Origin of the sequence: Candidatus Enterococcus avicola, from assembly GCF_047470845.1 — a bacterium.
GTDB lineage: Bacteria > Bacillota > Bacilli > Lactobacillales > Enterococcaceae > Enterococcus_D > Enterococcus_D casseliflavus.
The window spans coordinates 301,047-322,824 of record NZ_JBLGTY010000002.1; the positions used below are offsets into that span (position 1 = coordinate 301,047).

25 protein-coding genes are annotated in these 21,778 nt (G+C 39.6%); 17 read left to right on the forward strand and 8 right to left on the reverse strand.

Features of this window, described 5'->3' with window-relative positions; translation table 11 throughout:
* Nucleotides 1-208 precede the first annotated feature (208 nt).
* Together ACI3E5_RS03470 and ACI3E5_RS03475 are read left to right on the forward strand one after the other, a co-directional pair.
* Complete coding sequence (locus ACI3E5_RS03470; RefSeq protein ID WP_005228268.1) at nucleotides 209-541, forward strand: zinc ribbon domain-containing protein YjdM; 333 nt, start codon at nucleotides 209-211, stop codon at nucleotides 539-541.
* 94 nt (nucleotides 542-635) lie between these two features.
* Entirely contained in the window at nucleotides 636-1,343 is a 708-nt protein-coding gene (locus ACI3E5_RS03475) for a zinc metallopeptidase (protein ID WP_005228270.1), read from the forward strand.
* A gap of 72 nt (nucleotides 1,344-1,415) precedes the next feature.
* Here ACI3E5_RS03475 and ACI3E5_RS03480 read toward each other — a convergent pair whose 3' ends face one another.
* Both ACI3E5_RS03480 and ACI3E5_RS03485 read right to left on the reverse strand, forming a co-directional pair.
* Nucleotides 1,416-2,108 (reverse strand): HAD family hydrolase, encoded by a 693-nt coding sequence (locus tag ACI3E5_RS03480; protein ID WP_325816016.1) that lies wholly within the window; start codon nucleotides 2,106-2,108, stop codon nucleotides 1,416-1,418.
* Nucleotides 2,109-2,110: 2 nt separating this feature from the next.
* Nucleotides 2,111-2,896: a DeoR/GlpR family DNA-binding transcription regulator gene (locus tag ACI3E5_RS03485; RefSeq protein ID WP_194193416.1), complete on the reverse strand. Its 786-nt coding sequence runs from the start codon at nucleotides 2,894-2,896 to the stop codon at nucleotides 2,111-2,113.
* Between the two features lie 237 nt (nucleotides 2,897-3,133).
* Between ACI3E5_RS03485 and lacG the strand changes: the two genes are divergently transcribed.
* The 5 genes from lacG (at nucleotide 3,134) to pyrG (ending at nucleotide 10,343) form a co-directional block, all read left to right on the forward strand.
* Nucleotides 3,134-4,534: a 6-phospho-beta-galactosidase gene (gene lacG / locus ACI3E5_RS03490; protein ID WP_010749968.1), complete on the forward strand. Its 1,401-nt coding sequence runs from the start codon at nucleotides 3,134-3,136 to the stop codon at nucleotides 4,532-4,534.
* Nucleotides 4,535-4,558: 24 nt separating this feature from the next.
* Complete coding sequence (locus ACI3E5_RS03495) at nucleotides 4,559-4,876, forward strand: PTS sugar transporter subunit IIA (RefSeq protein ID WP_010749967.1); 318 nt, start codon at nucleotides 4,559-4,561, stop codon at nucleotides 4,874-4,876.
* Between the two features lie 12 nt (nucleotides 4,877-4,888).
* Nucleotides 4,889-6,562, forward strand: coding sequence for a PTS lactose transporter subunit IIBC (locus tag ACI3E5_RS03500; RefSeq protein ID WP_016608434.1), 1,674 nt, complete (start codon nucleotides 4,889-4,891; stop codon nucleotides 6,560-6,562).
* A 15-nt stretch (nucleotides 6,563-6,577) separates the two neighbouring features.
* A complete protein-coding gene (locus ACI3E5_RS03505; protein WP_142965536.1) occupies nucleotides 6,578-8,209 on the forward strand; it encodes a glycoside hydrolase family 53 protein in 1,632 nt (543 codons plus the stop codon).
* A gap of 526 nt (nucleotides 8,210-8,735) precedes the next feature.
* Entirely contained in the window at nucleotides 8,736-10,343 is a 1,608-nt protein-coding gene (pyrG, locus tag ACI3E5_RS03510; RefSeq protein ID WP_005228290.1) for a CTP synthase, read from the forward strand.
* A 263-nt stretch (nucleotides 10,344-10,606) separates the two neighbouring features.
* On the opposite strand, the gene ACI3E5_RS03515 is transcribed toward pyrG, so the two are convergent.
* Nucleotides 10,607-11,062, reverse strand: coding sequence for a YehR family lipoprotein (locus ACI3E5_RS03515; RefSeq protein ID WP_005228292.1), 456 nt, complete (start codon nucleotides 11,060-11,062; stop codon nucleotides 10,607-10,609).
* Between the two features lie 368 nt (nucleotides 11,063-11,430).
* On the opposite strand from ACI3E5_RS03515, the gene ACI3E5_RS03520 reads away from it, so the two are divergent.
* The 4 genes from ACI3E5_RS03520 to ACI3E5_RS03535 all read left to right on the forward strand — a co-directional run bounded on the left by ACI3E5_RS03520 (nucleotide 11,431) and on the right by ACI3E5_RS03535 (nucleotide 15,394).
* A complete protein-coding gene (locus ACI3E5_RS03520; RefSeq protein WP_005228297.1) occupies nucleotides 11,431-12,300 on the forward strand; it encodes a class II fructose-bisphosphate aldolase in 870 nt (289 codons plus the stop codon).
* 173 nt (nucleotides 12,301-12,473) lie between these two features.
* On the forward strand, nucleotides 12,474-13,733 hold the full coding sequence (gene murA, locus ACI3E5_RS03525; protein ID WP_005228299.1) for a UDP-N-acetylglucosamine 1-carboxyvinyltransferase: 1,260 nt from the start codon (nucleotides 12,474-12,476) through the stop codon (nucleotides 13,731-13,733).
* 2 nt (nucleotides 13,734-13,735) lie between these two features.
* Nucleotides 13,736-15,031 carry a transcription termination factor Rho gene (rho, locus tag ACI3E5_RS03530; RefSeq protein WP_498820770.1) on the forward strand — a complete coding sequence of 432 codons (1,296 nt, stop codon included), beginning with the start codon at nucleotides 13,736-13,738 and terminating at the stop codon, nucleotides 15,029-15,031.
* 99 nt (nucleotides 15,032-15,130) lie between these two features.
* Nucleotides 15,131-15,394 carry a type B 50S ribosomal protein L31 gene (locus ACI3E5_RS03535; protein ID WP_005233979.1) on the forward strand — a complete coding sequence of 88 codons (264 nt, stop codon included), beginning with the start codon at nucleotides 15,131-15,133 and terminating at the stop codon, nucleotides 15,392-15,394.
* A gap of 71 nt (nucleotides 15,395-15,465) precedes the next feature.
* Here ACI3E5_RS03535 and ACI3E5_RS03540 read toward each other — a convergent pair whose 3' ends face one another.
* The 5 genes from ACI3E5_RS03540 to ACI3E5_RS03560 all read right to left on the reverse strand — a co-directional run bounded on the left by ACI3E5_RS03540 (nucleotide 15,466) and on the right by ACI3E5_RS03560 (nucleotide 19,089).
* On the reverse strand, nucleotides 15,466-16,665 hold the full coding sequence (locus tag ACI3E5_RS03540; RefSeq protein WP_269924019.1) for a site-specific integrase: 1,200 nt from the start codon (nucleotides 16,663-16,665) through the stop codon (nucleotides 15,466-15,468).
* Between the two features lie 143 nt (nucleotides 16,666-16,808).
* Nucleotides 16,809-17,189 (reverse strand): PH domain-containing protein, encoded by a 381-nt coding sequence (locus ACI3E5_RS03545; RefSeq protein WP_087627993.1) that lies wholly within the window; start codon nucleotides 17,187-17,189, stop codon nucleotides 16,809-16,811.
* Between the two features lie 17 nt (nucleotides 17,190-17,206).
* On the reverse strand, nucleotides 17,207-18,094 hold the full coding sequence (locus tag ACI3E5_RS03550) for an Ig-like domain-containing protein (RefSeq protein ID WP_087627992.1): 888 nt from the start codon (nucleotides 18,092-18,094) through the stop codon (nucleotides 17,207-17,209).
* Between the two features lie 90 nt (nucleotides 18,095-18,184).
* Nucleotides 18,185-18,661, reverse strand: a complete 477-nt coding sequence (locus tag ACI3E5_RS03555) for an ImmA/IrrE family metallo-endopeptidase (protein WP_195960753.1) — start codon at nucleotides 18,659-18,661, stop codon at nucleotides 18,185-18,187.
* An 8-nt stretch (nucleotides 18,662-18,669) separates the two neighbouring features.
* A complete protein-coding gene (locus ACI3E5_RS03560) occupies nucleotides 18,670-19,089 on the reverse strand; it encodes a helix-turn-helix domain-containing protein (protein ID WP_142967291.1) in 420 nt (139 codons plus the stop codon).
* A 164-nt stretch (nucleotides 19,090-19,253) separates the two neighbouring features.
* Between ACI3E5_RS03560 and ACI3E5_RS03565 the strand changes: the two genes are divergently transcribed.
* The 6 genes from ACI3E5_RS03565 to ACI3E5_RS03590 all read left to right on the forward strand — a co-directional run.
* Entirely contained in the window at nucleotides 19,254-19,496 is a 243-nt protein-coding gene (locus ACI3E5_RS03565; protein WP_231472537.1) for a helix-turn-helix domain-containing protein, read from the forward strand.
* 16 nt (nucleotides 19,497-19,512) lie between these two features.
* Nucleotides 19,513-19,800 carry a helix-turn-helix domain-containing protein gene (locus tag ACI3E5_RS03570; protein WP_231434884.1) on the forward strand — a complete coding sequence of 96 codons (288 nt, stop codon included), beginning with the start codon at nucleotides 19,513-19,515 and terminating at the stop codon, nucleotides 19,798-19,800.
* Nucleotides 19,801-20,033: 233 nt separating this feature from the next.
* Nucleotides 20,034-20,171 carry a hypothetical protein gene (locus ACI3E5_RS03575; protein ID WP_005233987.1) on the forward strand — a complete coding sequence of 46 codons (138 nt, stop codon included), beginning with the start codon at nucleotides 20,034-20,036 and terminating at the stop codon, nucleotides 20,169-20,171.
* A gap of 4 nt (nucleotides 20,172-20,175) precedes the next feature.
* The gene (locus ACI3E5_RS03580) at nucleotides 20,176-20,430 is read left to right on the forward strand and encodes a hypothetical protein (protein WP_087627986.1); all 255 of its coding nucleotides are present in this window, start codon (nucleotides 20,176-20,178) and stop codon (nucleotides 20,428-20,430) included.
* Nucleotides 20,423-20,716 carry a hypothetical protein gene (locus ACI3E5_RS03585; protein ID WP_498820777.1) on the forward strand — a complete coding sequence of 98 codons (294 nt, stop codon included), beginning with the start codon at nucleotides 20,423-20,425 and terminating at the stop codon, nucleotides 20,714-20,716. The genes ACI3E5_RS03580 and ACI3E5_RS03585 overlap by 8 nt, the downstream gene beginning before the upstream one ends.
* 409 nt (nucleotides 20,717-21,125) lie before the next feature.
* Nucleotides 21,126-21,778: rolling circle replication-associated protein (locus ACI3E5_RS03590; RefSeq protein ID WP_498820779.1), on the forward strand; the 653-nt coding region annotated here is incomplete at its 3' end.

Sequence of the window (21,778 nt, forward strand, 5' to 3'; positions counted from 1 at the left end):
AGTTACGATTGAGGGGCGTTTTTGCACATGCAGAAATGCTCCTTAGTTGTCAGGTGTTGCAGCGGCAATTTTTTCTTAGTTTACGTTTAGTGTTTTGTGGTAGAGAATCACTTCAATAATTCTTATTGATTAAAGGTGGGTTTTTTTGTATGCTTAGTATTGTTCGATAGTGAACAATACGACTATTATCAATCAAAGGAGCAACACTATGACTCAAATTCCTAACTGTCCAAATTGCCAATCTGAGTACGCTTATGAAGACCGCGGGCTGTTTGTTTGTCCCGAATGCGGAAACGAATGGCAAGAGCAACAAGCGGCGGAAGAAGCACCCGTATATAAAGATGCCAACGGCAATATTTTAGTCGATGGTGATACAGTAACGGTCATCAAAGACTTGAAAGTCAAAGGCGCATCTGGCGCCATCAAACAAGGAACGAAAGTGAAAAACATCAAATTAGTCGAAGGCGACCACAACATTGATTGCAAGATCGATGGCTTCGGCGCAATGAAACTAAAATCAGAATTTGTAAAAAAAGGTTAAAAACAAAATCTTCCAGTCATCTTCATAATTTTTTCACCACTTTAATGGTAAAATAAGGTCAAAGATTAAAAGGGGGAATTTTATCGTGTATGGTATGGGCGGATACGGGTTCGGCTTTTTTTATGACCCGACTTTCATTCTTGTAATTATCGGTATGGTGATTTCACTAGCAGCGTCAGCGTACGTCAAAAGTACCTTTAACAAATATGACAAAGTCAGAAGTAAAAATAATATTACCGGCACAAAAGCGGCGCAGTACATCTTGCAAAGCCAAGGAATCAATAATGTGGGTGTGCAAGCGATCGCTGGTGATTTGACGGATAATTACAATTCTGGCAACAAAATGCTGAGTTTATCGCAATCCACTGCACAATCAACTTCGGTAGCAGCAATCGGTGTTGCGGCTCATGAGTGTGGACACGCAGTCCAAGATGCCAAAGGTTATTTTCCTTTGCGTTTGCGTCATGCGATCGTACCGATCGCTAATATCGGAACCAGCATCTCGATCCCATTGATTTTGATTGGGGTCCTATTACGAGGATCGTTTCTGATCAACTTAGGCTTGTTGGCTTTCTCATTGGCGTTTATTTTCCAATTAGTGACCTTGCCAGTCGAGTTCGATGCCTCAAAACGGGCGATCCGCATTTTGGCAGATGGCGGCTTGTTAACAGAAGATGAAGTACCACAAGCAAGAAGAGTGCTCTTTGCCGCAGCGTTGACCTATGTCGCAGCTGCCGTAGCAACCTTATTGCAGCTCTTACGTTTGATTATTTTATTTGGTAATAACAACCGTCGGAATTAGAAAAATGGAAACAAATAATAACAAAGCGGCTCAATCGAGATTTCTTGGTTGAGCCGCTTTTTGTATGGAATATTATGATTTAACGAAAACTTTTGACAGGTGCTCTGTCCAAAAATCAGTAAAATCTTTGATGGTTCCATCTTTATTTAGCTGTGCCTGTTCAAATACTGATTTATTCTTACCGAATGGATCAATTGCGATAATTGTTCCAATCCCAGCACGCTTGGCAGCAAGCAAACCTGAATAAGCATCTTCGACAACAAGACAATCAGCAGGAGCTAAGCCCAATTTGCCAGCCGCTTTAAGAAAAATATCCGGTTGCGGTTTTCCAGGAAAAGAGCCATCGTCATAGACGATCTTATCCCAATCAAACCAGCGAGCTAAATCGAATGTATCAAAATAAAAAGCAACATTCTCTTTAACAGTAGCCGTGGCAATCGTTAATGGAATCTGCTGGTCAGTCAGCTGATCAAGAGTCGCTTCAAGCCCCTTTGTCAACTGAAGCTCGTTTTCATTTTGCAAGCAAAGCATACGATAATAGCTTTCTTTTTCTTCTGATAATACGGCGATTTCAGAGGCGGTCAAATGTTCTGAAATGAAATGTTTTAAAATCTCCGTATTCGTTCGACCATGGATATTTTTTAAAATATCTTCATCTGATAGACCATCCTTTGTATGATCATGAATCATGTGCAGCCAAGCAGCTTCATGCAGATGAGAGTCCAAAAACATAGTTCCGTTGAAATCAAAAATAATCCCTTTCATAGTTACGCTCCTATAGTGGTATTTTCGGTTGAATCAGCAATTTGCAGATCGACATATTGTGCATAGTGCTCTTGAACCTCTCGCGAAATCTGGCGATCCGTAATGAGTAAATCGAAATCATGTAAATTATAAAACACATAAAAATCATCCCGATTAAACTTTTTGTTATCAACGAGCAGATATTTCTTGCGGGAATTATTTAATGCGATCTGCTGCGCTTCTCCTTCTTCTGTACTGTAAGTAGAAATTGCTTCGTTGTGAACGCCATTTGAACTGATAAATGCTTTTGTAAACTTTAATCTTCTTAAATTGTCGTTAGTGATCGGTCCAACAAATGCGCCGGTATTTTTACGGAAATCACCACCAATTAGTAAAATTTCTGGTCCATCTGCTTGCGCAAGAATATCAAAAACTGGGTAATTATTAGTAATGATTCGGATTTTCTTGTTGAGTAAATGAGTCGCCAAAAGTTCGATTGTTGTACCAGGCCCTAAGAAAATCGTTTCACCTTCTTGAATCAAGGAGGCTGCTGCGGCAGCAATTTCTTTTTTTTCTTGAATCTGCAAAGTGGCTTTTTCGGTGTGAGAAAGTTCTTGATCTAAAGTGTAGGAAAGACTTTGCGCCCCTCCATGGACACGTAGCAGCTTGCCCGATTTTTCTAATTCATCTAAATCTCTGCGAACGGTCATATCAGAAACATCTAATTGATTGATGATTTCATTAACGGTAAGGATTCCTTTTTTATTGACCATTTCTACGATAGTAAACAATCTTTCTTTTTTCAGCATCGTCTTCACCTCTAATTTAAGGATAATCTACCATATAATCGGATAACAGTCAATCTGTTTCAAACAAAAACAAACAATTATTTGCGTGATACATGTTTATTTCAATGGGTTTTATCATTTTTTTTCGAATTTTGTGATTATTTATGTTTGTTTTTGTTGACAAATGTTTTGGATGCGATTACAATTCAATCAGTTAGAAAGTGTGGAAACTGATTATAGATTTGAGGAGAGATGTACATGCTTAAATTACCAGAAGATTTTATTTTTGGTGGAGCCACAGCAGCCTATCAGGTTGAAGGAGCCACTAAGGAAGGCGGCAAAGGCGCTGTTGCTTGGGATGATTTTTTAGAGGAACAGGGTAGATTCAGTCCCGATCCGGCAAGTGATTTTTATCATCAATATGCAAAGGATATTGAATTGTGTGAACGATTTGGTGTGAATGGGCTAAGATTATCCATTGCATGGAGTCGAATTTTTCCTGATGGTGATGGGGAACCGAACCCAGAAGGAATCGCTTTTTATCATCGTGTGTTCGAAGAATGTGCGAAAAGAAACGTAACGCCGTTTGTGACATTGCATCATTTTGATACCCCTAAACGTTTGTTTGACCAGGGAGATTTTTTGAATCGAGAAACAATAGAAGCATTCGTTTCCTATGCCATTTTTTGTTTTCATGAATTCAAAGAAGTGAAAGTGTGGAGTACCTTTAATGAAATCTATCCTGTTGCGACCAATCAATATTTGTTAGGCGTTTTCCCGCCAGGAATCAAATATGATTTTACAAAAATCATCGCCTGTCTTCATAATATGATGGTTGCCCATGCACGTGTAGTGAACTATTTCAAAGAAAACGAACTTCCAGGCGAAATCGGTGTCGTTCACTCATTGGAGACGAAATATGCGGCAACAGATGCTCCAGAAGATAAGCATGCAGCCTTTTTAGACGATGCATTGTCGATCCGCTTCTTATTAGATGCTACTTATTTAGGCTATTATTCAACTGAAACCTTGACTGCTCTTGATGAGATATGTGAAGCAAATCAGGCCAGCTATCATTTTCCTGAAGAAGATTTTGTCGAATTGAAAAAAGCCTCCACGCGTAATGACTATTTAGGGATCAATCACTACCAATGCCATTTTGTCAAAGCTTACGATGGAGAAAACGCGATCCATCATAATGGCACGGGTGAAAAAGGGACCTCTGTTTATAAAGTGAAGGGGATCGGAGAACGCATTTATAAAGAAGGAATTCCTCGAACAGATTGGGACTGGCTGATTTATCCAGAAGGGCTTTATGACTTGTTGTTGCGAATTAAAAGCGATTACCCGCATTACAACAAAATCTATATCACTGAAAACGGCATGGGGTATAAAGACCAGTTTGAAGATGGCATCATTATGGATCAGCCGAGAATCGACTATTTGAGAGTCTATTTGGAATCCTTAAGCAAGGCGATAACAGCTGGGGTAAATGTGAAGGGATATTTTTTGTGGTCGCTTATGGATCTTTTCTCATGGACAAATGGGTATAACAAAAGGTATGGCTTGTTTTATGTTGATTTTGAAACCCAGAAGCGTTACCCGAAAGAGTCAGCATACTGGTACAAATTAGTTAGTGAAACCAAAACGATTATTTAATAAGTAAGAATGGAGGATTAAAAGATGAATAAAGAGGAATTACAAATGCTTGGTTTTGAGATCGTTGCTTATTCAGGGGACGCTCGCAGTACATTATTGAAATTATTGAAAGAAGTAAGACAAGGGAACTTTGAGCATGTTGATTCAGCACTGAAAGAAGCCGACGAAAATTTAACCCTTGCACACAATTCGCAAACGAAAATTTTAGCAGAAGAAGCATCGGGAAAAGAGATGGAGATGGGATTCATTTTTATCCATGGACAGGATCATTTAATGACCACTTTGTTGCTGAGGGATTTGATTCAAGACTTTATTGCACTGTACAAGCAGAATCAAGGATAGGAGAAGAACGCTATGGATGGAATCATTAAACAAATCGAAAAAGGAAAACCGTTTTTTGAAAAAATCTCACGCAATAGTTATCTGGGAGCCGTTCGTGACGGTTTTTTAACAGCGATGCCGGCTATTTTATTCTCAAGCATATTCATTTTGATTGCTGCGGTTCCTGAAATTTTTGGTTACCAATGGCCTGAAGCTGTCTCCACTTGGTTATGGAAAGTCTATAATTATTCGATGGGGGTTGTAGGATTACTTGTTTCAGCAACCACTGCTCGCTGCTTGGCTGATTCGATGAATCGCCGCTTACCGAAAAACAAAGTGATCAACACGACTTCTGTGATGCTGGCTTCTGTGGTAAGTTTCCTGTTGTTAAGCGTCTCTCCGATCGAAGGCGGATTTTCAACGGAATACATGGGGACAAAGGGGCTATTGGCGTCCTTTGTCGCTGCATTTTTAACAGTTAATTTATATAAGTTTTGTGTGCTGAAAGATATTACCATTAAGATGCCTAAAGAAGTTCCTGGTACGATTTCGCAAACCTTCCGAGATATTTTTCCTTTCTCTTTTTCAGTATTTGCGGCCGTTTTAATTGATTTAGGTATTCGGCAAATTTTCCAAATCTCATTTGCAGAAGCAATCATTACTGTGCTGCAGCCATTATTCACAGCAGCCGACGGTTATTTAGGAATTGCTATTATCTGGGGAGCGATGGCGCTATTTTGGTTTGTCGGTGTTCACGGACCGTCGATCGTGGAACCAGCAATTGCAGCAATTATCTATGCCAATGTAGAAACCAATCTGCAATTGTTCAATTCCGGTGAGCAAGCTTCAAAAGTACTGACAGTCGGTTTAGGAAATTTTGTAGGAACTATGGGAGGAACTGGGGCCACATTGGTCGTTCCTTTTATCTTCTTACTCTTTGCTAAGTCTAAACAATTGAAGGCAGTTGGGAAAGCTTCCTTTATTCCAGTAAGTTTTGCTGTCAATGAACCATTGTTGTTTGCAGCACCCATGATTTTGAATCCTTATTTTTTCATTCCGTTTTTGTTAACACCAGTTGTAAACGTTTGCTTGTTTAAGTTTTTTGTCGATGTGCTAGGCATGAACAGTTTTATGTACGTTTTACCTTGGGCAACTCCGGCACCGATCGGTTTGGTTCTAGGAACAGGCATGGGGGTGTTAGCCTTTGTTTTAGCAGCAGTTCTAATCGTCGTTGACTTCCTGATCTATCTGCCATTTTGTAAAGCATACGATGCTGTTTTAGTAGAGCAAGAAGCACAAAAAGCGGAAGTGATCGCAACCGAAGAAGGTGCTTCTGCTGCTATACGTGAGGAAGTACCTGTGGCAGCGAGCCAAATTATCAGCGATACAAATAAAGAAATCAATGTGTTGGTGCTTTGTGCTGGAGCAGGGACAAGTGCGATGTTAGCTAATGCTTTAAAAGAAGGCGCATCTGAATCGAAAGCACCGATCAGTGCAATGGCGGGTGCTTATGGTTCTCATTACGAAATGCTGCAGGATTTTGATATGGTGGTCTTAGCACCGCAAGTCAATTCTTATTATGATGATATCAAAGAAGATACCGATCGCTTAGGAATCAAGCTGGTTGCGACAAAAGGAGCAGAATATATCGGATTAACGAGAGATCCTGAAAAAGCCGTTCAATTTATTCTGAACCAATTTCAATAAAGGAGGAGCAAATGAATGAAAAAGGGAGCTTGGTTGCGTAAAGTCGCTTTAATTGCAGCTGTGATAGGGACTTTGGGGGCTGTTTCAAAAACAGTTGAAGCATCTGCCAGCGAGTTTATTCGCGGAGCAGATATTTCAATCTTGTCAGATATGGAAAAATCTGGTGCAAAATATTATGAAGATGGTATTTCAAAAGATGCCTTAGAGATTCTAAAAAATAATGGTGTCAACTATGTTCGACTGCGTTTGTGGCAGGATCCTTATAATAGTAACGGAGAAAGTTATGGGGCAGGGACAAATGATCTGGAAACGACGATTGCCCTTGCAAAACGAGCAAAAAGTCTTGGACTCAACGTGTTGCTAGATTTCCATTACAGTGATTTTTGGGTTGATCCTGGGAAACAGAATGTTCCTAAAGCGTGGCAAGATCTGACCTTTGAAGAAATGAATACGGCATTGTATGACTATACAAAGAACGTTCTGTCGGAAATGAAGCAGCTAGACGTTTATCCTGATATGGTTCAGATCGGCAATGAACTGAATAGTGGCATGCTCTGGCCTTATGGCAAGTCTTGGGGAGAAGACGGGGGAGAGTTTGATCGATTAGCTACTTTTTTGAAGTCTGGTGTCCAAGCTGTTCGAGACACTCAACCTAAAACAACTCCAGTAATGCTCCACTTAGCTGATGGTGGCGATACAGGAGCATTTACTTGGTGGTTTGATGAAATCACCAGTCGGGGTGTGTCATTTGATTTAATTGGAGTATCGTATTATCCGTATTGGCACGGTTCAATGAATGAACTTCAAACCAATATGAATACGATCAGTCAACGGTATGGCAAAGAAGTGATCGTAGTTGAAACAGCTTATGGGCATACAACAGCGAATGCAGATACTATGCCAAATGCCTTTGGCGAAGCCGAAGCAGCGGCGGGGGGATATGAACCAACACCGTCAGGACAAGCAGAGTATTTGCTGGATCTAGCCGATCGTATTCAAGCGGTGCCGAATGATCGCGGGGCGGGCTTCTTTTATTGGGAACCTCTTTGGTACAACGGAAACGTGAGTTGGGCAACACAAGCAGGTATGAATTATCTCGGTGTTCAATCTACTATGGGAAACGAATGGGACAACCAGGCGATGTTTGATTTTGCTGGAAACGCCTTGCCAAGCTTGCGTGCGTTTAAACAAGCAGGGGCGCAAACAAATCTGGTTAAAAATGCAAGTTTCGAGAGCGATGGACCAACGACCAGTCCTTCCAATTGGCAAACGTGGTTTCAACAAGGAACAGCTGAAGGTACGATCAAAACGGAAGCTGGGACTTTTTTTGGAGACTACAAATTAACTTTTTGGCAGGACCAAGCTTACGAGGCATCAGCTTATCAAAATGTTAGTGGCATCAGCGATGGAACTTACACATTGAGTGCCTATGTAATGTCTGGGGGAGAGTTTGATACCAATCAGTTATATATCAAAAATTATGGTGGAGCGGAACTAAATACTGCGGTTGTTAAAACAAGTGAATGGACAAAAATTACAATCAAAGACATTCCAATTACAACAGGTGCTTGTGAAATCGGGGTTTACAGCAAGGCTTCAGCAAATGCTTGGACGAACGTTGATTTTGTTTCATTGGTGAAACAATAATCTAAGGATTGCTGCGATTGATCCTCAGAGCTTCCTTTCAACCGCATCACTAGCGTAGAAGGCAGGAATCGAACCTGCACCTCGTCTTTGCCAAAAATAACCAGAAATACGTTCCGATCATTTTTACCAAAACGAGTAAAGCGCCAGACTTCATCTACACTTTGTATTATGCCAAAGAGAGTTCAACGATTTCGTAAGAAGCAATGAAAAATTTGCAAAAAGTTGTGCAGAAAACATGAAGGTTGTTTAAGAAAGAATAACCATAGAACTTAGTCGTGAAAAAGAAGGAACCAGCTGTATCGATAAGTAAAGTGCTTTGTCTGGAAACCTCGTTTTCTTTCTGAAAAAATCAGATAAAGTTTTCTTGACATTTGCTAGGTGAGAATGTATCATTCTGTTTGGGCACTCTTTACAAGAGTCAGAAAGTGATTTAGAATTTTCGCTCCCTATTCATTTATGGATAGGGAGCTTTTATTATTTTCTAAATGCTTTTCCTGTAAAATAGATTAAAGGAGTTTTTCAGTTTATGACAAAATATATTTTTGTAACCGGCGGTGTGGTTTCTTCTATTGGTAAAGGGATCGTAGCAGCATCATTAGGACGTCTGTTGAAAAATCGCGGCTTGAAAGTAACGATTCAAAAATTCGATCCGTACATCAACGTCGATCCAGGAACGATGAGCCCATACCAACATGGTGAAGTATTCGTAACCGATGATGGAGCAGAGACCGACTTAGACTTAGGTCACTATGAACGCTTTATCGATATCAATTTGAACAAATACTCAAATGTAACAACTGGAAAAATCTATTCAGAAGTTTTGCGGAAAGAGCGTAAAGGAGAATACTTAGGCGCGACTGTTCAAGTGATCCCGCATATCACCAACGAGATCAAAGAAAAAATCATGCGGGCAGCCAAAATGACTGATTCAGATGTGATCATTACAGAAGTCGGCGGTACAGTAGGGGATATTGAGTCATTGCCATTTCTAGAAGCTTTGCGTCAAATGAAAGCAGACGTAGGTTCAGACAATGTGATGTACATCCACACCACGCTGATTCCTTATTTGAAAGCAGCGGGCGAAATGAAAACCAAACCGACCCAACACAGTGTGAAGGAACTGCGCGGCTTAGGGATTCAACCAAATATCTTGGTCGTTCGTACAGAACAACCCGTAGGACAATCAACGAAAAACAAATTGGCCCAATTCTGTGACGTGGCACCAGAAGCCGTGATCGAATCTCGTGACGTTGAGACCCTTTATTCGATTCCATTGGCACTGCAAGCGCAAGGCATGGATCAAATCGTGTGTGATCATTTGAAACTGACTGCACCAGCTGCTGACATGACTGAATGGCAAGCATTGGAAGAAAAGGTACTGAATTTGAAGAAAAAAGTACGTATCGCATTAGTCGGAAAATACGTGGAATTGCCAGATGCTTATCTATCAGTTGTCGAAGCCTTGAAACATTCTGGTTTTGCCTTTGATGCAGACATCGAGATCGATTGGATCAAAGCCCAAGAAATCACACGAGAAAACGTGGATTCTTACTTAGGTGAAGTAGACGGTATTCTTGTTCCTGGTGGATTCGGTGATCGCGGGATTGAAGGAAAAATCGAAGCGATCCGATATGCTCGGGAAAACGATGTGCCATTCTTAGGGATTTGTCTAGGGATGCAAATGGCTTGTGTGGAATATGCCCGCAATGTCGTTGGCTTGGAAAATGCCAATTCCGCAGAAACAGATCCTGAAACAGCCAACAACATCATTGATTTGATGGCTGACCAAGAAAACATCGAAAACTTAGGTGGGACATTGCGCTTAGGCTTGTACCCATGTAAAGTGAAGAAAGGCACCAAAACAGCTGCAGCTTATGACGGAGAAGAAGTTGTTCAAGAACGTCATCGTCATCGTTATGAATTCAACAACAAATACCGTGAAATCTTTGAAGCAAACGGGATGGTCTTCTCAGGTGTGTCACCAGACAATCGTTTGGTGGAGATCGTTGAGATCCCAGAAAACAAATTCTTCGTGGGTTGCCAATTCCACCCAGAATTGATTTCTCGTCCAACTCGCCCACAACGCTTGATCAAAGCCTTTGTTGGAGCTTCATTAGACAACCGCCAAGCATAATAATCGCTAGCGGCAAACCAAAGAATGAATGTGCGAAACTCCTCATCTCAAGATGGGGAGTTTTTTTGAGTTGCGCCATCCCAATAATCCGTAAAAGGTTGAAACTTGCGAGAGCGTTGGTAGAAGGTATCTGTTTCTGCACACAAAAAACTTCCGTCAAAACGACCGGAAGTTTCTGGCTGATGCACTATTTTTTTCGCTAACAGTTTGAATGAAATCCGCCAGCGGGAAACCCATGTTGATTTGCTGGTGCCTAGAGAGGATTATTCTTTTAGCTTATACCCTTGGTCTAAGAGCATTTCCTCTGTACGTTCCATGCTGATCCCATTTTCAGTGTTTCCTTCGAAACTAACCCCAGGCAATTGTTTCGCTGAATCATAATCCAACTCATCATAATTGATGGTCAAGGATTCAGTCGCTTCACTATCTGTATAGTCGAGGGAATAGTCCAACCCTTTGACTTGCTGATACTTCTTAGCGATCGGATCAAGCACGGTTTGTGCTTCTTCTTTAGTCGTTACCCCGATCGCTGAATAAGGCATGACATTGTTCGCAGTCTGAGTTTTTACTTTATCGCCTTCATAAGTGAAGACCAATTCCATCGAAACCCCATTTTGATCCATTGTGAATGTTTTGGTTTCTTCCTTGGCCCCCGAGCTACAGCTTGCCAAGAAAAGAACTCCGATGACTGCCAAAAATCCAATAAGCGCTTTTTTCATTTTATCCCTCCTTTTTTACATAATAATATAGCCGCTTTCACAAGGCTATTCTTATGCTCAAAAGAGAAGAAGAAAGGATATGCTGGAAGATTATGATAAAATAACGAAAAAATATGTGAAATTTTTCTCGAATTTTCACATGCCGATTTGTTATCTAACGACCACAGACAGAAGAGCAAAACCTTACAGAATCCTAGACTTTCAGAAAAGATGATGAAAATGCTGGATTTTTATATTTGTGCAATCTTTTTTTGAAAAGAGAAATTCCTCTTTTTAGTAGCAAATACCGCAAATCTTTGCTAAAATAGCATTGTCGGTTAAGCATTGCTTAACAAATAAAGTTTTTCAAAACTTAGGAGGAATTTTTTATGCCAGTAGTATCAGGAGCTGAATTCTTAAAAGCTGCTCGTCAAGGCGGATATGCAGTCGGCGGATTCAACACAAACAACTTAGAATGGACACAAGCGATTTTAAAAGCTGCTGAAGCGAAAAAAGCGCCAGTTCTAATCCAAACTTCAATGGGTGCTGCCAAATATATGGGCGGATACAAAGTTGCTAAAGACATCGTTACAAACTTGGTTGATTCAATGAACATCACTGTTCCAGTTGCAATCCACTTAGACCACGGTGATTATGATGCAGCAATGGAATGTATCGAAGTTGGTTACACTTCTGTTATGTTTGATGGCTCTCACTTACCATTTGAAGAAAACTTGAAATTGGCTAAAGAAGTTGTCGAAAAAGCACACGCAAAAGGCGTTTCTGTTGAGTGTGAAGTTGGTTCAATCGGCGGAGAAGAAGATGGAATCATCGGTTCTGGCGAATTAGCTGACATCGAAGAATGTAAACAAATGGTTGCAACTGGTATTGATTACCTAGCTTGCGGAATTGGTAACATTCACGGTCAATACCCTGAAAACTGGAAAGGCCTTGCTTTTGACCACTTACAAGCAATCGCTGATGCAGTAGGTTCTGATGTACCATTAGTATTACACGGTGGTTCTGGTATTCCTCAAGACCAAATCGAAAAAGCAATCTCAATGGGTGTTTCTAAAGTAAACGTAAATACTGAATTCCAATTATCATTTGCTAAAGCAACTCGTGAATACATCGAAGCTGGCAAAGATAAAGAAGGTAAAGGATTCGACCCTCGTAAATTATTAGCACCAGGTGTTGCTGCAATCGTTAAAGATGCAGAAGAACACATCGACTGGTTCGGTTCAGCTGGTAAAGCTTAATCTTAATCAAAGATCAAAACTCTTAGAATCACTGATTCTAAGAGTTTTTTTGTTTTCCAAGAAAATATTCTTGATGCGGGGATCAAAAATATCCTGCATCTTTTTTCTTTGAGTGATCTGTGCTAAAATTGGAATGATACACATAAATTAAAAAAGAGTATAGGTGGAATTCCATGAAAAAAATTGTCATCAACGGCAATCGTCCCTTAAAAGGTGAAGTCACCATTAGCGGCGCAAAAAACAGTGCAGTCGCATTGATCCCGGCAGCGATCTTAGCTGATTCACCGGTCATTTTAGAAGGAGTGCCTGACATCCAAGATGTGCACTCATTAATTGAGATTATCGAAATCATGGGTGTGAAGACCCATTTTGAAAACAATACGCTAGAGATCGATCCGACAAACATCGTTTCGATCCCGATGCCTAACGGAAAAATCAACAGTCTACGAGCTTCTTACTATTTCATGGGGGCCTTGTTGGCGAAGTTTGGTGAAGGCGTCGTTGGATTGCCTGGCGGCTGCTTCTTAGGCCCGCGACCAATCGATTTGCATATTAAAGGCTTCGAAGCACTTGGCGCAAAAGTCACCAATGAACATGGTGCCATGTATTTGCGTACCGAAGAAGAAGGCTTGACTGGCGAACGAATCTTCCTAGATATGGTCTCCATCGGAGCAACCATCAATGTGATGCTGGCAGCAGTAAAAGCCAAAGGCAAAACGATCATTGAAAATGCCGCACGAGAACCTGAGATCATTGATGTTGCGACCCTTTTAAATAATATGGGAGCGAAAATCAGAGGTGCAGGTACCAATGAAATTCGTATCGAAGGCGTGGAAGAATTGCACGGTTGTCGTCATTCCATCATTCCAGACCGGATCGAAGCAGGAACCTACCTTTCTTTAGCCGCAGCAGCGGGGGAAGGCATTACTGTCAAAAATGTGATTTATGAGCATCTAGAAAGTTACATTGCGAAATTGGAAGAAATCGGCGTGCGAATGGATATCAGCGAAGATGAAATCTATGTGCATCCCTCAAAAGACTTGAAACCAGCGACTGTGAAAACCTATCCTTATCCAGGATTTGCCACAGACCTGCAACAGCCGATCACACCATTATTGCTAAAAGCAAACGGAACATCGGAGATTATGGACACGATTTACGCCAAACGGGTCAACCATATTCCTGAATTAGCACGGATGGGCGCACAAGCAACGACAGAAGGCAACATGATTTTTGTCAGCGGACCGAGCCAATTGCACGGAGCAGAAGTTGTCGCTTCTGATTTACGAGCAGGAGCTTGCCTTGTTATTGCCGGATTGATGGCGACTGGCACGACCAGCGTCTTTAATGTCGAGTATATTTTGCGCGGCTATGATCATATCATCGAAAAACTAACGGCTCTTGGAGCTGATATTCAAATGATAGAGGAGTAATTATGAGCGATTATCTTACGATGGCAGAGTTGGAAAACAAAACCTTAAAAGAAATCTACACCTTTGCCAAAGAGTTTCGAATTCCTTATTACAGCCAAATGAATAAAAAAGAATTGTCATTGGCTGTGATACGGGCGCAGGCGGAAAAACAAGGCTTCTTTTATATGGAAGGAATCTTGGATATCGTAGGCCAAGAAGGCTACGGTTTTTTACGCCCAATCAACTACGGACCGAGTGCAGAAGATATCTATATTTCTTCGTCACAGATTCGTCGGTTTAGTTTGCGTAATGGTGATAAAGTCGCCGGTAAAGCGCGCCCGCCCAAGGAATCTGAGCGCTATTATGGATTGATGCACGTTGAGTCTGTTAATGGCAAAGATCCAGAAGATGCCAAAGAGCGTCCGCATTTTCCAGCGCTGACGCCGCTTTATCCGAATCGTCATTTAAAATTGGAAACAACGTCAGGACGCCTTTCTACTCGGATGATCGACATGCTGTCGCCAGTGGGTTTTGGACAACGGGGACTGATCGTTGCTCCGCCTAAAGCTGGGAAAACCAGTATCTTGAAAGAAATTGCCAATGGGATCACTGACAACTATCCTGAGGTGGAATTGATCGTTCTTTTGATCGACGAGCGCCCAGAAGAAGTGACTGATCTGGAACGCAGTGTCAAAGGCGATGTTGTTTCTTCAACCTTTGACCTGCAGCCTAGCAATCATACCCGTGTTTCTGAATTGGTACTAGAACGGGCGATGCGTTTGGTGGAAGACAAGCGTGATGTCGTGATTTTGATGGATAGTATCACTCGTTTGGCAAGAGCCTACAACTTAGTGGTACCTCCAAGCGGACGCACACTAAGCGGCGGGATCGATCCAGCTGCTTTGTACAAACCGAAGAAATTCTTTGGTGCTGCCCGTAATATTGAAGAAGGCGGCAGTTTGACGATTCTTGCCACAGCACTGGTGGATACCGGCAGCCGCATGGATGATGTCATCTATGAAGAGTTTAAAGGAACCGGCAATATGGAGCTGCAGCTTTCTCGCAGCTTAGCAGAACGTCGGATCTTCCCAGCGATCGACATCAAGAAATCTGGTACCCGTAAAGAGGAATTGCTGATGAGCAGCGAGCAATTGGAAGAAACCTGGCGCTTACGCAACAACATGTTGGGGGATTCCTTGGAGTTCACAGAACAATTCATTCAATTCTTGCGTAAAACGAAGAACAATGAAGAGTTTTTAGCGGCTTTTCATGATGTCCATTTCGGAGACAAACGGCATAAAAGAAATATAAAAAGATAATTGCATCTAAAAACCAAACATGGTAAGATAGTCATGTTGTAAAATCGACAAATCAACTCTGGTGAAGCAAATGAGCCAGGGCAAAGGAGAGAAGAAGAAATGAAACAAGATATCCATCCAGATTATCATCCAGTTGTATTCATGGACTCAACTACTGGTTTCAAATTCTTATCAGGTTCTACAAAGAATTCTCAAGAAACTGTTGAGTGGGAAGACGGCAACACGTATCCATTGATCCGTGTCGAAGTAACTTCTGATTCACATCCATTCTACACTGGACGTCAAAAATTCACACAAGCAGACGGACGTGTGGACCGTTTCAACAAAAAATACGGTCTCAAAGACACAAACGCTGCAGAATAAGACAAACATTGTCCAAGGGCTGTCTCATCAGCTTTCTAGAGGTTTTCCTATTTATAGGGAAATCTCTTTTTTTACATTTGACTACCCCTTTGACTACCCCTAGTATTTTTATCTGGATCTGGGCTGCCGTTTGCCATGAAGTTTGCAAAGTCATGAGCAGTTTTTTCTTTTCTTTGTTCAGTTACGTGAGCATATATGTTCATAGTAGTTTTAATATCAGTATGGCCCATTCGTTCCTGCACGTCTTTTATTGAAACACCTGCTTCAAATAGTAAACTACAATGAGTATGTCTAAATCCGTGGACAGTCATTTTAGGCAAATTATTTTCTTTCAGGATTTTCGAAAGATTATGGTTCAGGTAATCTAGATAAAGCGGTTTGTTTTCAGTAGAAGGGAAGAGCAATTGACCTTGAGATAATGAGTTTATGCCAAACTGAAAAAGAAATTTTTGTTGGTTTAATTTCCATTTTTTTATCAGACCCAGCGTCTCATCATCCAAAGAGATAGTACGAATACTTTTTCTTGTCTTCGGCGGCTGAAAAACTAACTCCCAATTCTGAATAGTTGCTAGTGTTTGTTTAACGGTAAGAGTTTTCTTAACGAAATCAATATCTTTCCAACGTAATGCATGCAATTCTCCTTTGCGGAGACCCGTATAACCAAGAATGCGAAACATCACAAATAATTGTTCTGAATAGTTTTCTTTTACCACCGACAAAAAAGTAAGCAACTGTTCACGATCATAGAAAGGAGCGATGTAGTCCTCTTCATCTACTTTTTGCTGTTTCTTAGGTCGAATTACACCATCCATTGGATTATTATTGAGTAACCGGATATTGATAGCATAATTGAATACTGATGTCGTGATACCGATTAAGTTGGAGTATTTTTTATAGTAACTAAACCAATGATTTACCTGTTTTTGACAAAATTGAATAGTAATCTTACTCATTCGGATATGACCAAATAAAGGGAGAATGTGTTTGTCTATCGCAACTTTTTGAATAGTGTAAGTACTAGCCTTTACTGTGTTTTTATATTGCTCTAACCACATATTGCATACTTCTTCAAATGTTTTTGTTGTTTCAGTGATGAAATCAGGTTCTTTTGATTCTAGTTGTAAACGAGCAAGTGCAAGCTTTGCCTCTTGCTGTGTTTTAAACCCTCGTTTCGTTGTTCGTTTCTTTTTACCAGAAATAGGGTCAACGCCTAAGTATATCTGAAACATATAGGCGGTAGATCCATCTTTCTTCTTATACTTTTTTATCATTATTTATCGTCCTTTCTTGCCCGCCAGCATGTAGAACGAGGTGGCATCACTCCTTTCAATTTGGTATAATTATGTACAACAAATAAACATCAGTTTTTTGTTAGCACGCTCCTTGTCTGCCAAGAAAGAGGGGCGTGTTTGTTTTATTTCAGTATAGCAGTGGCTAGCGCTTGCTGAATTTGAGTAATACTTTTATCTTTTTTGAACTGGAGGCTTTGAGCAGGCTCAACAGCACCTGAAATCCAAATCTTCAATTCTGCATCTAAATCAAAATGCCCAGCTGTTTCTACGCTAAACCTTGAGATACTTTTATAAGGAAACGTTTTGTAATCTACTTTTTTTCCTGTTATACCTTGTTTATCTACTACAATTAGGCGATAGTCGGTAAACACAATCAAGTCCCTAACTAATTTGAAAGCTAAATCAATATTTTCATTAGGCATAAGAACAGCTGACAACTCTTTTTTTACCTCTTCATGTTTTATGTCGGTTGCATTGCCAAGTATACCATCAAATAATCCCATTTCATTTTCTCCTTTATTTAGTTATTCATTTCAAAAGAATCCACCACTACAGCAGGAACTGTAATTTCTCCACCTAAAGCAGAAGTATAAGTATATTCTCCAAAAGATACTCCACGAATAGTAATATAGTCATCTTCTAAAAGTCGATTATTCGAAAGCTGATCTTCGGATATTTCAATTAAAATTACTTGATCATAATTATCATCTATAGCAAATCTGAATTGTGATTGATCATCACCTTTAATAACTTGAATAATCCTTCCAGAAAACTTAACTTTTTCTGCTAAATATGTGTCTGGATTACGAGCGAGATTTTCAAACGTAACACCAGTATCGTAACTAGCTTTTTCTTCTTCAGCAGCTTTTTTTGCAGCTTCTTCAGCTTCTTTTTTCTTTTTCTCAGCGGCTTCTTTTTCAGCTTGTTCTTTTGCAGCTGCTTCTTCAGCAGCTTTTTTCTCAGCTTCAGCTTTTTGTTTTTCTTGCTCTTTTCGTTTCGCTTCAACTTCATCAGCTGCCTTTTGAAGCTCAGCTTTAGATTTTATGGATACCTTTTCATTTGTGGTGCCATCTGTTAATTCAAAATCCTGAGTTTCTGTTTCAGGTAAGGGAACAGTGATGCTAAAGCTTCCATCTTCACTAGGTGTTATTTCTTTTACTAGTTCGCCACTTGTTGTAATTGTAACAGTCTTTTGTGGATCTGCTTTTCCAGCTAAATGAAAATTGTTGTTTTCTAAATAATAAGCAGGACGTGATACATAGAGTGCTATTGATTCTGTCGTACTTTCAGAAGTGCTGTTTTCAGAACTTTTGATTGTGCTACTATTTTCTGTTGTAGTTTTTGCATTTGAAGTACATGCGCCCAAAAACATTGTAGAAAGTAATAACCCTATTACTACTTTTTTCATTTCTTTTCCTCATTTCTTTGATATAATAATTTTGTAATGTCTCAGAAATGAGCTAGCCTATTAGAAGTAGCCGCTTCTATAGGCTCTTTTTTATCCAAATACTTTTAGAGATTCAACAAAGATAAATTCATTGTCAAATGTAAACTTAAAGTTACGATGGTAATGATATTTTCCATACTTATTGAAGTAATGAATGAGAGTATCTTCAAAGAATTCTGGTGTTACATTTAGGTGTTCACTGCATTCATAAATATTATTACAACCATTTAAAGCACAATCTAAAAGATCATCTAAAGTTATTAATAGTTCAATTCCATATCTTCTAGCCTTCCATTCTTCCTTCCAAGCATCAGGATCTTTATAATTAAGAATATTTCCAATGGATCTTTTATGATGCCCGAATTCTTCAGCCAAGACAACTTTCTTTTTTCTATTTGATTTAGTTTTGTCTAAGTAGATACGGTTATTTCTATAAAGACCAGTATATCCAGTATCCTCTTCTAATGTTAACTCGATAACTGGTACTTCTGTATTAACTTTATCTAAAAGGTTTTCAAAATCATTCATACACAACCCTACTTACCATCAAAATTTTTATCAGCCTCATCAAGATATCTATTAAGATCCTCAAATTCTTTTTTAGTTATTTTTTTATTAGGATCATCCGAATGAGCGGCTATAGTAAAAATCTCCTTATTCTGTTCGTTAAGTTTAAACTTGGCAAAGTTATAAACCTCATCTTGCTTTTGAATATCTAATTGGTTATATATGTTCAATAATTTATCTTGAGGTTTTTCTGTCCATCCCATTAAATATCCGGGAGTTGTATCTAGAGAGATCGCTAACTTTTCAAGTACTTCGGTAGGAAGTTTCTCTATTTCCCCTTTTTCATAACGGAAGATGGTAGATCTTGAAACACCTAATTTAGATGCCAAGTAATCAGCATTATATCCTAGTTCCTTCCTTCTCTGCTTAATTCTTTCTCCCACTTCCATTTGAATACCTCCATAAGTTTTCTTTAAATAAATATTATCAGATGTGTTGCAAAAATGCAACTTATTAATCGCATAAATGCAACAAATGTGTTGACAAATATTTTTGTCGCTTGTATTATAAAAGTGTGAGTTGCATTAATGCGACAAAAATAGGAGGTGAAAACATGCCAGTTGATGTTGAAAGATTGGATGAAATTATCGAACAAAGGAACACAAAGCAAAGAGTAGCCGAGTTAATTGGTGTAAATAGAAGTACTTTCTATAGAAAATTAAAAGGTGAGGGGAAAGGTTTTTCTGTAGAAGAAGCTCAGAAGATCACAGCAGTTGTTCCATTATCTGGAGAAGAAGCAGTTCAAATTTTTTTTGGCAACAAAGTCGCAAAAACGCTACAAAAAGAACATAATTAATCTAATATAAAGTGAGGTGATTAATTTGGCAATCATTTCAGCACCAATAGAAATACCAGAATCATTTGGGGAAGAATTAGCAGCAGTTATTGCTGCTAAGGTTCTTCAAAAGGTAGGAGAATCGATCAAAGCTGAAGACCTTCCACCATATCCAACGAAGAAGCAGGTGAAACAAATTCTCCGGATTGGTGAAGAACGGATTAACGAATGGATCATTGAGGGATTACCACAAATACCTTTTGGTAAGGAAACCAGATTTGACCGTGATGATATAAAAAGATTCCTAAACAATAAAAAAATCTAATGCCCGCCAGCATGAAGAAACAGGAGGAATCAAATGAAATACACATTATCCCAAGAACTATTGATACATGAGCTTACAAAAGAAAAGATCAGATGCATACATGATGAACTTAATGATCGGAAAAGACCGTTAACAGAAACACAACGAGACTTATCGACTCGAGAACTTTGGAGCTGTCAGGAGTTGATTTATCAGAATCGATTGAATCGACAAATTGAATTGAGGTGATAAGAATGAGTAAAAAATGGTTAGCTACGCTCCATGACAATCCATTGTATAAAGCACGTCAATTACAAGGAATTGCTTATGCCAGCTTATTGTTAAACGGTATTTTGTTAGCTATTTGTTTCCTATTAATGATTGGAGGGTAACTAGATGTTTAAAGAAAGAGAAATTATTTTCACTACTAATCGAATGTATGTTAAGCCATACACTCAAAAAATTAAGTCGATTATCTGGAATAAGTTTGAATCGACATGTGAAGTAGAGGATCGTTCATTTGATAGTGATGAGACACCAACGATCGCGTTATATTTTGTTGTTTCAGATGACCAGTTTCAAAAGTTACAAATGGCCATCCCTAAGTTGCTACCGGATTTAGTAAGTAAAGGAGGAATTCAATATGAATAATGACAACTTAGCCCTAACGTTAGCCGATAAGTTGATGGCAAAAGTCAACAGTTTGCTAGATGCAGAAGTTCGAACAATTACTAACGATTTACAGGATACTCAAAAGGACATTGAAGCAAAACGCACAATCTCAATAAAGGTTGGAATCAAAGTCACTAGTGATCATCGGGGAATTACCATTGATGCAGAATCAAATCATGGATTACCGAAACGAGAATTGGAACCAGTTGTTTATCCAATTGATGTCAATAATTCTGGACAGATAAATTTGTTCGAAGATGAGTGAAAGCTGCAGGTGATGTAGATGTTATCAAAGGCGATCGATTACTTGGAAAAAATGCCTGCAATTGTAATGCAGGTTCGTATGAGGAAACGTGGAGAGAATTATGTATACAGTATTGAAGCGAAAACTGAGCGAGGCAGAGTAGAGACGTTTCAGCTGCGTGGAAGGACTCTGTATCACCATATTTTTCATCTGGGAAAACCAACCGAAGAAAAGGTTCTTTTCCAGTTTTCAGAACAATAAAAAAAGCAGCCAATTTTGGCGACTTCTGAGAATGGTATTTATTATCTCCGACAAGATAAGTATACCATCCTCAGACTATTTTTGCAAAAAAACGCTGCTATTTCGGCGTTTTATCGTCCTTGTATTAGATACTAACTTAACGGACGTAGAAAATTCTGGGGTGTTTGTCATGAAGAAATCATTTGTTAGAGAACGCAGAGTGGAAGCTGGACCATATAAAGAAATCCGACTTTACAGCAGGACGATCGAGCAGGAACGAAAATGTAGAGAACCCAGAGGCAGGAGAAAGAAAGTAACTGGCTTATCTCAAGCAAGATGGAATCAAGCCCAAAGTAAAAGAAAGGCCGCATTGTTCCTATATGCAAACTTTGGAGAAAAAGATTACTATGCCACATTTACTTATTCTGATCAATTTCTACCTGAAAAGCCTGCTGATACCAAGCGTGATCAAGAAAACACTTTGAAAAAACTAAAAAGACTCTATGAGAAAGAAGGGTGCGAACTCAAGTACATGTGGTTTACCTCTTATCAATACGATGAGGAAGTAGGCTATATCACTCGAATCCATCACCATATCGTTTTAAACAATGGACCATCAAGGGATGCAATCGAGAGCGTTTGGTCTAAAGGGCGAGGAAAGAAGAAGCAGCCTCTTGGTAGAAGGCAAGTGCAAAACATTCAATACGATTCAGATGGGATGCAAGGATTGGTCAATTATTTAACTGGTCAAGAAAAATGGGAAAACCGCCAGTGGAAGAAAGGTCAAAAGCGATGGTCCAAGAGTCGAAACCTCAAAGAGCCACACGAAACAACCAACGATGA

Excerpts from the sequence above, each read along its gene's own strand:
- ACI3E5_RS03470 (WP_005228268.1), top strand. The coding sequence starts at position 209 with ATGACTCAAATTCCTAACTGTCCAAATTGCCAATCTGAGTACGCTTAT.
- ACI3E5_RS03475 (WP_005228270.1), top strand. The coding sequence starts at position 636 with ATGGGCGGATACGGGTTCGGCTTTTTTTATGACCCGACTTTCATTCTT.
- ACI3E5_RS03480 (WP_325816016.1), bottom strand. The coding sequence starts at position 2,108 with ATGAAAGGGATTATTTTTGATTTCAACGGAACTATGTTTTTGGACTCT.
- ACI3E5_RS03485 (WP_194193416.1), bottom strand. The coding sequence starts at position 2,896 with ATGCTGAAAAAAGAAAGATTGTTTACTATCGTAGAAATGGTCAATAAA.
- lacG (WP_010749968.1), top strand. The coding sequence starts at position 3,134 with ATGCTTAAATTACCAGAAGATTTTATTTTTGGTGGAGCCACAGCAGCC.
- ACI3E5_RS03495 (WP_010749967.1), top strand. The coding sequence starts at position 4,559 with ATGAATAAAGAGGAATTACAAATGCTTGGTTTTGAGATCGTTGCTTAT.
- ACI3E5_RS03500 (WP_016608434.1), top strand. The coding sequence starts at position 4,889 with ATGGATGGAATCATTAAACAAATCGAAAAAGGAAAACCGTTTTTTGAA.
- ACI3E5_RS03505 (WP_142965536.1), top strand. The coding sequence starts at position 6,578 with ATGAAAAAGGGAGCTTGGTTGCGTAAAGTCGCTTTAATTGCAGCTGTG.
- pyrG (WP_005228290.1), top strand. The coding sequence starts at position 8,736 with ATGACAAAATATATTTTTGTAACCGGCGGTGTGGTTTCTTCTATTGGT.
- ACI3E5_RS03515 (WP_005228292.1), bottom strand. The coding sequence starts at position 11,062 with ATGAAAAAAGCGCTTATTGGATTTTTGGCAGTCATCGGAGTTCTTTTC.
- ACI3E5_RS03520 (WP_005228297.1), top strand. The coding sequence starts at position 11,431 with ATGCCAGTAGTATCAGGAGCTGAATTCTTAAAAGCTGCTCGTCAAGGC.
- murA (WP_005228299.1), top strand. The coding sequence starts at position 12,474 with ATGAAAAAAATTGTCATCAACGGCAATCGTCCCTTAAAAGGTGAAGTC.
- rho (WP_498820770.1), top strand. The coding sequence starts at position 13,736 with ATGAGCGATTATCTTACGATGGCAGAGTTGGAAAACAAAACCTTAAAA.
- ACI3E5_RS03535 (WP_005233979.1), top strand. The coding sequence starts at position 15,131 with ATGAAACAAGATATCCATCCAGATTATCATCCAGTTGTATTCATGGAC.
- ACI3E5_RS03540 (WP_269924019.1), bottom strand. The coding sequence starts at position 16,665 with ATGATAAAAAAGTATAAGAAGAAAGATGGATCTACCGCCTATATGTTT.
- ACI3E5_RS03545 (WP_087627993.1), bottom strand. The coding sequence starts at position 17,189 with ATGGGATTATTTGATGGTATACTTGGCAATGCAACCGACATAAAACAT.
- ACI3E5_RS03550 (WP_087627992.1), bottom strand. The coding sequence starts at position 18,094 with ATGAAAAAAGTAGTAATAGGGTTATTACTTTCTACAATGTTTTTGGGC.
- ACI3E5_RS03555 (WP_195960753.1), bottom strand. The coding sequence starts at position 18,661 with ATGAATGATTTTGAAAACCTTTTAGATAAAGTTAATACAGAAGTACCA.
- ACI3E5_RS03560 (WP_142967291.1), bottom strand. The coding sequence starts at position 19,089 with ATGGAAGTGGGAGAAAGAATTAAGCAGAGAAGGAAGGAACTAGGATAT.
- ACI3E5_RS03565 (WP_231472537.1), top strand. The coding sequence starts at position 19,254 with ATGCCAGTTGATGTTGAAAGATTGGATGAAATTATCGAACAAAGGAAC.
- ACI3E5_RS03575 (WP_005233987.1), top strand. The coding sequence starts at position 20,034 with ATGAGTAAAAAATGGTTAGCTACGCTCCATGACAATCCATTGTATAAA.
- ACI3E5_RS03580 (WP_087627986.1), top strand. The coding sequence starts at position 20,176 with ATGTTTAAAGAAAGAGAAATTATTTTCACTACTAATCGAATGTATGTT.
- ACI3E5_RS03585 (WP_498820777.1), top strand. The coding sequence starts at position 20,423 with ATGAATAATGACAACTTAGCCCTAACGTTAGCCGATAAGTTGATGGCA.